Origin of the sequence: Stackebrandtia soli, assembly GCF_965137155.1 — a bacterium.
In the GTDB taxonomy this organism is placed as follows: Bacteria; Actinomycetota; Actinomycetes; order Mycobacteriales; family Micromonosporaceae; genus Stackebrandtia; species Stackebrandtia soli.
Map to the genome: position 1 here is coordinate 66448 of NZ_CBCRZX010000018.1, position 13323 is coordinate 79770.

Consider the following 13323-nt stretch of genomic DNA (forward strand, 5'->3'; position numbering starts at 1 on the left):
CCAAGACGATAACCACGGCCGTTTCGATCACGGCACACAGCATAGGAGGTCGCCCCCGCCACCAGCGGGACAGGCGCGGTCGAGCGTATGTCGAGATCACACCGGATCGGACCCGCTCACGCCACCGTCGACCACCCGGAGATGGCAGACTGGCGCCTATGACGACTCGCGCTCCCATCGAATGCTGGCTGTCTGATATGGATGGTGTGCTGGTCAACGAGGGTATTCCCGTGCCGGGCGCAGGGAAGTTCCTTCAGACGTTGACCGACTCCGGCAAGCGATTCCTCGTCCTCACCAACAACTCGATCTACACGCCGCGCGACCTGCACGTCCGGTTGCGCGCGGCAGGGCTGAACGTCCCCGCCGAGTCGATCTACACCTCCGCGTTGGCGACGGCCGACTTCCTCTCCGTCCAGCGCCCCGGCGGCAGCGCCTACGTCATCGGCGAGGCCGGATTGACGACCGCGCTCCACGAGATCGGGTATGTCCTCACCGACATATCCCCCGACTACGTCGTCCTCGGCGAGACCCGCTCGTACAGCGTCGGCGCGATGACGACGGCGATCAGACTCGTCGAGGCGGGAGCGCGGTTCATCGCGACGAACCCGGACCCGACGGGGCCGTCGGCCGAGGGCATCCTGCCGGCGACGGGGGCCGTCGCGGCGCTCATCACGAAGGCGACGGGTGTCGAACCGTACTTCGTCGGCAAGCCGAATCCGTTGATGATGCGCAGTGCCTTGAACAAGGTCAACGGGCACAGCGAGACGACGGCGATGATCGGAGACCGGATGGACACCGACGTCGTGGCGGGCATGGAGGCCGGGTTGGAGACGATCCTCGTTCTCTCCGGTGTCACCTCCAGCGATCAGGTCGAACGCTTCCCGTTCCAGCCCAACCGAATCGCCGATTCGATCGCCGACCTGATCCCCCTGATCGCGGAGGGCCGATGACCGAGACGACGACGAACGGGGCCACGCCGAGCGAGGTCCCCGACGGGCTGACCAGGGCCCAGTACGACCTGCTCCGATTCGAGGGGCGTTGGTGGCGCAGCGCCGGCGCGAAGCAGCAGGCGATTCGCGACGAGTTCGGTTGCGACGCGATCGAGTACTACCAGCGGCTGGCGGACCTGCTCGACGAACCGGCGGCGTTGCGCGCGGAACCGACTCTGATCAATCGACTGCGGCGGGTGCGGGACGCGCGTCGGCGCGCCCGGACCGAGCGCGACCCGGCCTAGGACTTCTCCGGCGGCTCGACGTCGGGGGCGGCGGTCGAGTCGTCGGTCGAGTCGGCACTCGTCTCGGCGTCGGGCTCCGCGGCGGCTTCGACCGCGGGAGTGGTTTGTGGGCCCGGGTCCAGGCGGGACAGGAAGCCCAGCGGCATCGTCGCCCACGGCACTCGCGCGATGATCCGCACGATGAGAATCCCGAGGAACAGCCCGGCGGGGGTGTCGGTGACCCAATGGAAACCGAGATAGGTCTGGCTGAGGAACACCAGTGACGGTGGCAGGTAGATCAGGAGCGCCCGCGTCGTCCGGGTCAGTCGATCGCCGAGCGCGATGACGATGAGGAAGTACCAGACGACGGTGTTCACGGCATGCCCTGAGGGGTAGGACTGCCGGTCGAGGATGTCGCTGAAGAGGACGGCGCCCGCCGCGTCGACGTAGGGCGGAGCGTCCGGCCAGTGTGGTGCGACCCGGTCGAGGAAGATCTTGGGGAGGATGACGAGCCCGACGAAGGCGTAGGTGACGCCGTACATCAGGGCCGGTCTGATCGTGCGATGTAGTCGGCATCGCCATCCGATGAGGACGGCGGCGACGATCGCCAGTGGCAGGCCCTGGCCGAGCAGGTTGAACACGCGGGCGATCCAGTACGCCCAGGTGGGGCGGTGGGAGTCCACGAAGTCGCGGATGGCGACGTCGACCTCGACGAACGGCGACGGCCACAGCAGTAGTGAGCTCAGGGCGAGGAACCCGAGGATGAGTAGGACGTCCGGCCACCAGCTGGTGGGGGCCGTCTCGTGGATGACCCAGCGCCGAGTCGGCGCCGGTGACCGCCGGTCACCGGCCGCGGCTTCGCTGGATTCCGGTACGGCCGTCACCGAACAATCTTGGCATCCGCGACCACGCCGGTCGTTTCCGCCACCCGTCGATTCAAACATAGATCCACCTCAGTTCCATTGGGGAAATGCCCGGTCGCTGGGCATACGCTGGTTGTGGGAAGGAGTCTCGATGGGCGAGAGTGCACGGTATTCGACCGACCGGCTCGATCTTGGCGACCCGTTCACCGTGTCTACTCGGCATTGGCGGGCGCTTCAGGACGGTCGCGTCCAATGTGATGTCTGTCCTCGGGAGTGTCGTCTTCGCGAGGGACAGCGTGGCCTGTGTTTCGTGCGTGGCCGCGTCGATGACCAGATCGTCCTGTCGACGTACGGGCGGTCGAGTGGGTTCTGTGTGGATCCGATGGAGAAGAAGCCGTTGCATCACTTCCTTCCGGGGACGCCGGTGCTGTCGTTCGGGACGGCGGGGTGCAATCTGGCGTGCCGGTTCTGCCAGAATTGGGACATCTCGACGTCGCGACGGATCGACACGCTGTCGCAATCGGCCTCGCCGGAGGCGATCGCGGATGCGGCGGTGCGCCTGGGGTGTTCGGCGATCGCGTTCACGTACAACGATCCGACGGTGTTCGCGGAGTACGCGATCGACGTGGCGGTGGCGTGCCGCGAGCGCGGCGTGCGGTCGGTCGCGGTGAGCGCGGGTTACATGAAGCCGCAGGCGCGCGCGGAGCTGTACGGGGTGATGGACGCGGCGAACATCGATCTGAAGGGGTTCACGGACCGGTTCTACGAGAAGGTCGCGCTGGCACGGCTGCCGGAGGTGTTGGAGACGATCGAGTACCTGCGGCACGAGACGTCCGTGTGGCTCGAGTTGACGACGTTGGTGATCCCCGGGCACAACGACGACGACGCGCAGTTGACCGCGGAGTGCGAGTGGATCGTGGATCGTCTGGGACCGGACGTGCCGGTGCACTTCAGCGCGTTCCATCCCGATTTCAAGATGCGGGACGTGCCGAGGACGCCCGTGGAGACGTTGCGCCGGGCGCGGCGGATCGCGCGGGACGCGGGCCTGCGATACGTCTACGTCGGCAACGTGCAAGATCCCGAGGGGCAGACGACGTACTGCCCGGGTTGCGAGGCGGCCGTGGTGGTGCGGGATCGGTAATCGCTGTCGACGTGGCGGTTGGACGCGGTGGGCGCGTGTCTCGCTTGCGGGGAGCGGGTTCCGGGCGTCTACGATGGACCACCTGGGACCTGGGGTCGTCAGCGAAGGCCGGTTCGGTTGGGGATGCCGACGCGAGCGGTCGGCGGCGCGGCTCCCGAAACGTCCGCAAGGAAGGATCCGTCGTGACCGAGACTCGTCCGCCCGCTGTCGCGGGCCGGTTCTACTCCGCCGATCCGGTGCGGTTGCGTTCGTCCATCGACGACCTCGTCGACCCGATCGTCGTGGACGAGGGGGAGGCCCTGGCTTCGGGTTATGTCGTTCCGCACGCGGGGTACCGCTACTCGGGTCCGGTCGCGGCTCAGGTGTACGCGCGTTTGCGGGCGCATGCCGGTCGCGTGGGACGGGTGGTCCTCGTCGGTCCGTCGCACTTCGTGCCCTTCCGGGGCGCGGCCGCGTCGTCAGTCGCCGGCTGGGATACACCATTGGGGACCGTCGCGGTGCGGCAGGTGCCCGGTGTCCCGTTGAACGACGCGCCGCACGCGCGCGAACATTCGCTCGAGGTGCAGTTGCCGTTTCTCCAGCGTTGCGTGGGCGATGTCGCGATAACCCCGATCGTCATCGGACAGTCCACGATCGAGGAGGCTGCTGCGGTGATCGACTCGGCGGCCACCGATGACGCGCTGGTGTTGTGTTCGACGGATCTGTCGCACTACCTGAACGCGGAGGACGCCCGGGTGCGCGACACGGCGACGGCGGAGGCGATCGTGGCGTTGGAGCCGCGCAGGGTGGGTGTCCGGGACGCGTGCGGGGTGTACGCGCTGCGGGGGATGCTGGCGTGGGCGGCCCATCGAGGTTTCGCGAGCCGCTTGGTGGACTTGCGGTCGTCCGCAGATACGACGGGGGTGGCCGATCGGGTGGTCGGATACCCCGCTTTCGCGTTCGGGTGAGACTTTCGGGTTGCGGATCGCAACGATCTACCCAGCTATCGCGTGGATAAGGGTGAGAACCATTCGATCTTGACGGTCGCCTCGGCAGGTGGGTCCATTGGCGATGGTCTGCGCCCACACTGCGGCGAAGTCGAGATACGGAGTTTGCGACATCCGTGAAGGTGAGGTACGCCCATGACGTTGAAGCAGCCAGTGCCTGAACCACCATCGGCGCGATCCATGACCGCGCCTCGGGCCGACATTTCCGCCGACGAACCACGCCAGTTGTTGCGTCTCATGGCGAACGGATTGTCCGATCAGGCGATCAGCCGCAAGCTCGACCTGTCGCGGAGGACGGTCCAGCGGAGAGTGCGGTCCCTGATGAACCAGTACGGCGTGCAGACCCGATTCCAGTTGGGAATGCGGGCGGCGGCGATCCTGGAGGGACGCAAGGCGGCGTCCTGACGGTCGGACCCGGGTCGCCTGAACGGACCGCGTTCAGGCGATCACAATGCGACAACGACAGGTCGAGGAATCCTCCAGAACGCCAGGTAGACACGCACGATTATTGACCACAATGGATCAACTGGAGCTAGATCACTGTTCCGGCAACAAAACAGGCCACAGGCCGTATGTTGTAAAACGTGACAATTGAAGCCCCCCAACCGGGTCACGACACCCCCCGGGACCTCACGCGCGTTCATGCTCTGTCATTCGGCCAAGCCGCCGACCTATACGACGCGGTCAGGCCGACCTATCCGGCCGAGGCACTCACCTGGGCGCTCGGCGATGAGCGGGTGACCGTCCTGGACGTCGGCGCGGGAACCGGTCTGCTGACACGTCGACTCATCACCGCCGGGCACCACGTGATCGCCACCGACCCGGACAAGCAAATGCTGGAGAAGTTGATCGCGGTGAGCCCCGGACTCGCCGATCATCGGCACTGCGGAGCCGAGGAGCTCACGCTTCCCGACGCCCATGTCGACGTCGTGACGGCGGGCCAGTCGTACCACTGGTTCGATCCGGCGACGGCGCTGCCCGAGTTCGTCCGGGTCCTCCGACCCGGCGGGCGCTTCGTACCCATGTGGAATGTCCGGGACGAGTCGGTCGACTGGGTCGCTCGATTGACCGACATCGTCGGGGCACAGTCCGCCGCCGACGTCACCGCCCGGCTCGCGGCCCGCCCGGGATACTTCGCCCCCTACTTCCCGAGCCATGAGCTGCGGGTCTTCCCACATCGCAAGACCTTGACCCCGACGACTCTGATCCGGCTCATCAAGTCCCGCTCGTACTACCTGACGTGCACGCCGGACCGGAAGCGGGAGATGTTGGCGGACATCGAAAGACTCATCGCGGAGCACCCCGAACTCGCCGGTCGGGACACCTTCGAGATGCCGTATCTGACACACGCGTACCGGATGAACCCCGTAATCGCCTGACGGGTCGTCGCCACACCAGGCAAAACCGGGTGCCGTGCCGAAAGCCCGACGTTTAGGCTTGTGGCTGGCCGTTCGCGGACGTCGGCCGGACGATCACCGCCGCCGCACCACACGGCCTCGTCGTCGACGCGCGTCGCGTGCCGACGACAGTTCACCAGCAACGGGCGCGCAAGCCCGTGATCACACGAGAAAGCAGCACTGTGACGGACATTCCCAGCACACCGGTACCCGACGACGACCTTCCCGAACAAATGAAGGTGCGCCGCGGCAAGCGCGAAGCGATGATCGCCGACGGCGTGAAGCCGTATCCGCTGGGAGTCAAGCGCACCACGTCACTCAAGCAGCTGCGGGACCGTTTCGGCGAGTTGGGCGCGGGCGAGTCGACCGGCGTCGTCGAGTCGGTCACGGGCCGGGTCATCTTCATCCGCAACACCGGCAAACTGTGCTTCGCCACGGTCCGCGAAGGCGACGGTACCGAACTTCAGTTGATGCTGTCGCTGGCGAAGGTCGGAGAGGACGCGCTCGCGTCGTGGAAGCAGCTCGTGGACATCGGCGACATCGTCTCCGTCACGGGTGAGGTCATCGCGTCGAAGCGTGGTGAACTGTCGGTCATGGCCGACGAATGGACGATGGCGTCGAAGGCGCTCCGGCCACTTCCGGTGGCGCACAAGCCACTCAACGAGGAGACTCGGGTCCGGCAGCGGTACGTCGACTTGATCGTCCGCGAACAGGCGCGCGACAACGCCCGCAACCGGGCGTCGGTCGTGCGGGTCCTGCGGGACCTCCTGCACGACGACGGATTCATCGAGGTCGAAACACCGATGCTGCAGGTGATGCACGGTGGGGCGACGGCTCGTCCGTTCGTGACGCACTCCAACGCATTCGACCTCGATCTGTATCTGCGGATCGCACCCGAGCTGTACCTGAAGCGGTGCGTCGTCGGCGGTCTCGACCGGGTATTCGAAATCAACCGGAACTTTCGCAATGAGGGCGCGGATTCGTCGCACTCACCGGAATTCGCGATGCTCGAGTCATACCACGCGTGGGGTGATTACCACTCCGTAGCGGAGCTGACTCGATCCCTCGTGCAGGGTGCCTCGGAGCGCGTTTTCGGGTCCACTCTGGTAAAGCACGCGGACGGACTGGACCTTGACCTCGGCGGAGAATGGCGGCAGATCACTCTCTACGGATCCATATCCGAAGTGCTCGGCGAGGAGATCACGGTCGAAACACCTTATGAGACTCTCGTCTCATATGCGAATAAGGTCGATCTTGGAGTCGATCCGGTGTGGGGACCGGGCAAACTCGCCGAGGAACTATTCGAGCACCTCGTGACGGATTCGCTGATTGAACCGACCTTCGTGTTCGACTACCCGGCGGAAACCTCGCCCCTCGTCGCGGCACACCGTGACACGCCTGGCCTGGCGGAGAAATGGGATCTGTACGTCCGCGGCATGGAACTGGGCACCGGATACTCGGAGCTGATCGACCCGGTCGAGCAGCGTGAACGCTTCGCAGAGCAAGGGAAACTGGCGGCTCGCGGCGACGCCGAGGCCATGCCACTGGACGAGGATTTCCTGCGCGCCCTCGAATACGGAATGCCGCCAATCGGAGGAATGGGCATGGGGATTGACCGCCTGCTCATGGCCTTGACGGGCTTGGGAATCCGGGAGACGATCCTGTTCCCTCTTGTAAAGCCGGAGTAAAGAAGACTGCGCAATAGTGCGTCGTGGAACGACTTGATCGAGAAGTCGCCCCCGCGACGCACTATTCATTTCCTGACTGAGCTAAAGTGTGCTCCGAAATAACAACAATTGACAACCCGGAGGTCCCGCGGTGGCACAACGAGTTCAGGTGATCCTTGTCGACGATCTCGACGGAGGACAAGCGGAGGAGACTGTCAAGTTCGGTCTTGACGGTTTCGCCTATGAGATCGACTTGTCGCATGAACATGCCGGAACGCTTCGCGAGGCGCTGGCGGATTACGTCAACGTCGCTCGTCGGCTGGGCCGCTACACCACGAGCGGGAAAGGTGCCCCTACAACCGGCAACACCCCGCGCATGCGCACGCCGATCGACCGCGAACAGAACAAGGCGATTCGCGAATGGGCTGCGCGAGAAGGAAAGAAGGTCTCCGACCGCGGCCGCATTCCGCAACACGTCATCGACGAGTATCACGCTCGCGCGGGGCAATAGGGCGATCACGACGACGCCTGAGCTTCGGTCGGGGGTGGGGACCGCCCGCCGTGATAACGCCGGGGGCGACGGTCGCGTCACGCACGCACCAATCACGCGCTCACCGGGGGCGCGCCAGACTGAACTCCGTGGCACGCGAGCGACGGTGCGAAGGCGTCGAAGTCGACTGATCGGCTTCGGCGCCTTCGACGTCTTCACGTTCGCGCATTTCGAGGCGGAAGATCGGAACGACACGGGGGCGGTTTTGTTCGCCCTTGGCGTACACGCGACTCAGGCGGGAATCCATACGGCCGGTGTGCGGTTGACGTCGGACTAGAACGATAGGGTGGATCCATTAATTTGATGAATCAGACCTGTCGGCGCAGGCCCATAGCGGGGCGGATCCAAGGAGCACGAGCACATGTTTGAACGGTTCACCGACCGTGCGAGGCGCGTGGTGGTCCTGGCTCAAGAAGAAGCCAGGATGCTCAACCACAACTACATCGGCACCGAGCACATCCTGCTTGGGCTCATCCACGAAGGCGAAGGCGTCGCCGCCAAGGCACTCGAGAGCCTCGGCATTTCGCTGGATGGTGTCCGTCAGCAGGTCGAAGAGATCATCGGTCAAGGCCAGCAGGCTCCCAGCGGGCACATCCCGTTCACGCCGCGCGCGAAGAAGGTTCTCGAACTGAGCCTGCGTGAGGCGCTTCAGCTGGGCCACAACTACATCGGCACCGAGCACATCCTGCTCGGTTTGATCCGCGAAGGCGAAGGCGTCGCCGCTCAGGTGCTCGTCAAGCTCGGCGCGGACCTCAACCGCGTCCGTCAGCAGGTCTTGCAGCTGCTGTCGGGCTACCAGGGCAAGGAACCGGCCGGGGCCTCGGCGGGGACCGGCACCGGCAGCGAGCAGGCGCAGTCCTCCTCGCCCGTCCTCGACCAGTTCGGCCGGAACCTGACACAGGCAGCCCGGGACGGCAAGCTCGACCCGGTCATCGGCCGCGAACGCGAGATCGAACGCGTCATGCAGGTCCTGTCGCGACGCACGAAGAACAACCCGGTGCTCATCGGGGAGCCGGGCGTCGGCAAGACCGCGGCCGTCGAGGGTTTGGCGCAGGCCATCGTCAAGGGCGCCGTTCCCGAGACGCTCAAGGACAAGCAGCTCTACACATTGGACTTGGGCGCGCTGGTGGCGGGTTCCCGCTACCGCGGTGACTTCGAGGAACGCCTGCGTAAGGTCCTGAAGGAGATCCGCAGCCGCGGCGACATCATCCTGTTCATCGACGAGATCCACACGCTCGTCGGCGCGGGCGCGGCGGAGGGTGCGATCGACGCCGCGTCAATACTGAAGCCGATGCTGGCACGCGGCGAGCTTCAGACGATCGGCGCGACCACGCTCGACGAGTACCGCAAGTACCTGGAGAAGGACGCCGCGCTCGAGCGTCGTTTCCAACCCATTCAGGTCGCGGAGCCGTCGCTGGCGCACACGATCGAAATCCTCAAGGGTCTGCGGGACCGCTACGAGGCGCACCACCGCGTCTCCATCACCGACGGCGCCCTCGTGGCCGCCGCGACGCTCGCGGACCGCTACATCTCCGACCGTTTCCTGCCGGACAAGGCGATCGACCTGATCGACGAGGCGGGCGCGCGGATGCGGATCCGTCGCATGACGGCTCCGCCGGACCTGCGGGACTTCGACGAGCGGATCGCACAGGCCCGTCGTGACAAAGAGTCGGCCATAGACGCCCAGGACTTCGAGCGCGCGGCCCAGCTTCGGGACAACGAGAAGCAGCTGATCGATCAGCGGTCCAAGCGTGAGAAGGAATGGAAGGCCGGTGACCTGGACACGGTCACCGAGGTCGACGACGAGATGATCGCCGAGGTCCTCGCGAACTGGACGGGCATCCCCGTCTACAAGCTGACCGAGGAGGAGACCTCGCGGCTGCTGCGCATGGAGGAAGAGCTCCACAAGCGGATCATCGGCCAGAAGGACGCCGTCCGGGCCGTCTCGCAGGCGATCCGGCGCACCCGCGCGGGCCTGAAGGACCCGAAGCGTCCGAGCGGTTCGTTCATCTTCGCCGGTCCGTCCGGCGTCGGTAAGAGCGAGCTGTCGAAGGCGCTGGCGGAGTTCCTCTTCGGTTCCGAAGACGCCCTGATCCAGCTCGACATGAGCGAGTTCCACGACCGGTACACCGTGTCGCGGCTCGTCGGTGCCCCTCCGGGCTACGTCGGGTACGACGAGGGCGGGCAGTTGACGGAGAAGGTTCGCCGTAAGCCGTTCTCGGTCGTGTTGTTCGACGAGATCGAGAAGGCGCACGCCGAGGTCTTCAACACGCTGCTGCAGATCCTGGAGGACGGTCGACTGACCGACGGTCAGGGCCGCATCGTCGACTTCAAGAACACCGTCATCATCCTCACGACGAACCTGGGCACACGCGACGTGGCGAAGGCCGTGTCGCTCGGGTTCCAGGCCGACGAGGGCGACGAGTCGGGCTACGAGCGGATGAAGCAGAAGGTCCAGGACGAGCTGAAGCAGAACTTCCGCCCGGAGTTCCTGAACCGTATCGACGACACGATCGTGTTCCCGAAGCTGTCGGAGGACGAGATCATCCAGATCGTCGACCTGATGATCGCTCGTATCGAGGAGCAGCTGCGCAACCGGGACATGGGCCTGGAGATCACGCAGGCCGCCAAGGAGTTCCTCGGTCACAAGGGCTACGACCCGGTGCTGGGCGCGCGTCCGCTGCGTCGCACGATTCAGCGCGAGATCGAGGACCCGTTGTCGGAGAAGATCCTGTTCAACGAACTCGTTCCCGGTCAGATCGTCCTCATCGACTGCGAGGGCGACCCGAACGACATCGAGAACTCGAAGCTCGTCTTCCGGGGTGCCGAGAAATCGGTGACGGTCCCGGACGTGCCTCCGGTGGAGTTGACACCGGACACCAACGACGACGAGTGACCCTCTAGAACGAACAGACGGCGCCGTCCGGCTTCGCGTGAGCCGGGCGGCGCCGTCGTGTTGACCGGTATCACCGTGCGATCAGTTCACCGTGCGAGTTTCTTCTCACCGTGCGCCGAACGTCGAACAGGCGACGGGCCGGGGCGCTGGTACGCGCGGGACCCCGGCTCGTCGCGACAGGTACCACCGGGAGCGGCGGGCTCCACGGTAGGCGTGCCGAAGCGTCGGTGACGGCGAACGGTCGGCGGTGTTCGCGGAAAACCGCGCCTCGATCGCCCGGGTGATCACCCGCGTCGGCTCCGATGGGGCCACAGCGTGAACATGTCCCACGTACCTGCCTCATTGCGGCCTTTTCCATCACAGAGCGTAACAATGGGGCGGGGACCTCCGGCGCATAATGACGATCTTCACGCCATCGGCCAAGCGGGAAGGGTAGTGCGTCGGGGTCAGGCGGTGACGACACGGCCGGATCGCATGATTGCGGGCGGCTCGACAACGGCCTTCTATGATGGGTCGGTACGCCGGACCTGTAGGAGTTGTACGTATATGGCAATAACACCCACCATCGGTAGGCGCGCGGCGCGCGTCCTGGTCGATGAGTTCATCCGACACTCCGGCCCGAAGACTGGTCTGATCGTCGGTGCCGAGCCGGGCCACGCGGTCCTTTCGGCGGCGATCGACGCGCTGCTCCCCAACGACAAGCTCACGGTCACGGTTGACGCCGGAAACCGGGAAGAGATGCAGTCGTACCTGGCCGAGCAGGGGGCGTGGGTCGTCGACCGGGTGCGAATGGTGACGTCGCTCGCCGACGCCGCCCCCGCCGACGTCGTGATCCTCGCGGAGCCGGTCACGGCCGACTCGTTCGAGTTCACGAAGACCGCGACGGTGCTGCGGGAACTGACGGCCGCGACGGGGACTCTCTCGATCTGCGCGCCGCTGACGTCGGCGTCGGCGGAGGACATCGCCGATCTCGTCGCCGAGTTCGGGGTCGGCAGCGATCTCGTGCTCCGGAACCAGCCGCCACTGCGGATCCACCGGCTCCGCTTCGGGGAGGCGCCGTCGACGATGGCGGAGACGATCGCGCCGACATACCGGCCGTCGAGCGTCCCCTTGACGTCGCGCATGAACATCGATTCCAACGGGCTCGCAGCCGGCGCGATCTGCCTCGGCCTCGCGGGCATCGCGAAGAAGGCCAAACCCCGATCGAAGCTGTGGCTCCTTCCCGCCGTCGCTGCCGTGCCGGTGGCCGCGTTCTTCCGGGATCCCGAGCGCGTCACCGACGACGACCCGGGAGCGGTCGTGTCGTCGGGCGACGGCAAGGTGCTGTCGGTGGAACGGATCAGCGACGACCGTTTCGGAGAGGACGGTGCCGAGTGGCTGCGCATCGCGGTCTTCCTGTCCGTCCTCGACGTTCACGTCAACCGTGCGCCTGTCGCCGGTCGAGTCGTCGACGTGTTCCGGGAGACCGGCGGATACGCGCCCGCGATGAAACCGTCGGCGGAACACAACGTCGCCTGCTACACGGTGTTGGAGACCCCGCGGGGACGCGTCGCGGTCGCCCAACGGACGGGTCTCGTGGCCCGTCGAATCGTCAACCGCACGCAGCCGGGGGCGCTCCTGGCAAAGGGAGAGCGGTACGGGCTGATCCGTTTCGGCTCCCGCACGGACGTGTACCTGCCGGCCGACGCTGCCGACGCGCTCGTCGCGCCGGGTGAACGCGTCGTGGGCGGCGAAACCGTGATCGCCCGCTGGCGAGACGCCTGACGCCGTCAGGAAACATGAAAACGGTCCGGCCCTGCGATCAGGGCCGGACCGTTTCGCGTTGGTCTTAGGCGATACCCGCCGGGCGCCGCCGGTGCACGGCCCACAGCAGCGGACCGGACGCCAGGTAGACGCATACGAGGATCATGAACGTCACCTCGACGCTGACCAGCAGCAGGCACAGGACGGGCAGTACCCACAGCCAGACTGGGACCCGCCGAAGCTGCCCGAGTTTGGCGTACGGGAAACCGGACACCATCATGAGCGCCAACAGAGCGATGCCGACGGCGAACGCCGGGTGCGGGCTCGTCACCAGGAGGGCGCTGATCGCGAGCACGGTCGCGGCGAGCGTCGTCGGGACGCCCGAGAAGTAGCGGCCGTCCTTCGGCGAGACGTTGAAGCGGGCGAGCCGGATCGCCGCGCAGACCGCGACGAGGCCGCAGGCGGCGCCGATCGCCCACGTCGGCAGGTCGCCGTGGAGCCACTGGAAGACGACGATGGGCGTCGCGATGCCGAACGAGCACATGTCGGCGAGCGAGTCCATCTGAGCGCCGAACGGGCTGGCGACGCCGAACTTGCGAGCGAGCGGGCCGTCGAGCGCGTCCATCGCGATACAGCCGAGCAGAAGCCCGGCGGCAAGCGCGATGTGACCGGACAGCGCGAGCATGATCGCGGTCATGCCGAGCACGATGCTGGCGACGGTGCAGGCGTTGGCGAGCGCGAAGAAGAAGCGTCGGCGGGCGGTCTGCTCACCGGGCAGCAACGCGATCGGGGTCGGGTGCGCCTCGGCGTCGGCCGGGGCGGGGCCGACGAGGGCCGCTCCTGCCGGGGCGGGGCTGATGGGGGCGT

The 13323-nt window shown here is 66.2% G+C and carries 11 protein-coding genes and 1 pseudogene; 10 read left to right on the plus strand and 2 right to left on the minus strand.

Annotated elements, in window-relative coordinates:
* Nucleotides 1–158 precede the first annotated feature (158 nt).
* Nucleotides 159–950, plus strand: a complete 792-nt coding sequence (locus ACM9NP_RS12675; protein WP_415646859.1) for an HAD-IIA family hydrolase — start codon at nucleotides 159–161, stop codon at nucleotides 948–950.
* Complete coding sequence (locus tag ACM9NP_RS12680; RefSeq protein WP_415646860.1) at nucleotides 947–1234, plus strand: DUF3263 domain-containing protein; 288 nt, start codon at nucleotides 947–949, stop codon at nucleotides 1232–1234. Before ACM9NP_RS12675 ends, ACM9NP_RS12680 begins: the two co-directional genes overlap by 4 nt.
* Here ACM9NP_RS12680 and ACM9NP_RS12685 read toward each other — a convergent pair.
* Nucleotides 1231–2097 (minus strand): phosphatase PAP2 family protein, encoded by an 867-nt coding sequence (locus ACM9NP_RS12685; protein ID WP_415646861.1) that lies wholly within the window; start codon nucleotides 2095–2097, stop codon nucleotides 1231–1233. The two genes, ACM9NP_RS12680 and ACM9NP_RS12685, sit on opposite strands and share 4 nt — an antisense overlap.
* 130 nt (nucleotides 2098–2227) lie before the next feature.
* Here ACM9NP_RS12685 and amrS point away from each other — a divergent pair.
* From amrS to ACM9NP_RS12725, 8 genes and pseudogenes are all read left to right on the plus strand, one after another.
* A pseudogene (amrS, locus tag ACM9NP_RS12690) lies at nucleotides 2228–3403 on the plus strand (AmmeMemoRadiSam system radical SAM enzyme).
* Complete coding sequence (gene amrB / locus ACM9NP_RS12695; RefSeq protein WP_415646862.1) at nucleotides 3400–4164, plus strand: AmmeMemoRadiSam system protein B; 765 nt, start codon at nucleotides 3400–3402, stop codon at nucleotides 4162–4164. The pseudogene amrS and the gene amrB overlap by 4 nt, the downstream one beginning before the upstream one ends.
* 174 nt (nucleotides 4165–4338) lie before the next feature.
* On the plus strand, nucleotides 4339–4608 hold the full coding sequence (locus tag ACM9NP_RS12700; RefSeq protein ID WP_415646863.1) for a helix-turn-helix domain-containing protein: 270 nt from the start codon (nucleotides 4339–4341) through the stop codon (nucleotides 4606–4608).
* 179 nt (nucleotides 4609–4787) lie between these two features.
* Entirely contained in the window at nucleotides 4788–5582 is a 795-nt protein-coding gene (locus ACM9NP_RS12705) for a class I SAM-dependent methyltransferase (protein ID WP_415646864.1), read from the plus strand.
* A 251-nt stretch (nucleotides 5583–5833) separates the two neighbouring features.
* A complete protein-coding gene (lysS, locus tag ACM9NP_RS12710) occupies nucleotides 5834–7288 on the plus strand; it encodes a lysine--tRNA ligase (protein ID WP_415646873.1) in 1455 nt (484 codons plus the stop codon).
* A 130-nt stretch (nucleotides 7289–7418) separates the two neighbouring features.
* On the plus strand, nucleotides 7419–7778 hold the full coding sequence (locus ACM9NP_RS12715; protein WP_415646865.1) for a histone-like nucleoid-structuring protein Lsr2: 360 nt from the start codon (nucleotides 7419–7421) through the stop codon (nucleotides 7776–7778).
* Between the two features lie 400 nt (nucleotides 7779–8178).
* On the plus strand, nucleotides 8179–10713 hold the full coding sequence (locus ACM9NP_RS12720; RefSeq protein ID WP_415646866.1) for an ATP-dependent Clp protease ATP-binding subunit: 2535 nt from the start codon (nucleotides 8179–8181) through the stop codon (nucleotides 10711–10713).
* A gap of 546 nt (nucleotides 10714–11259) precedes the next feature.
* The gene (locus ACM9NP_RS12725) at nucleotides 11260–12477 is read left to right on the plus strand and encodes a phosphatidylserine decarboxylase (RefSeq protein ID WP_415646867.1); all 1218 of its coding nucleotides are present in this window, start codon (nucleotides 11260–11262) and stop codon (nucleotides 12475–12477) included.
* A 64-nt stretch (nucleotides 12478–12541) separates the two neighbouring features.
* Here ACM9NP_RS12725 and ACM9NP_RS12730 read toward each other — a convergent pair.
* Nucleotides 12542–13323: CDP-alcohol phosphatidyltransferase family protein (locus ACM9NP_RS12730; RefSeq protein ID WP_415646868.1), on the minus strand; the 782-nt coding region annotated here is incomplete at its 5' end.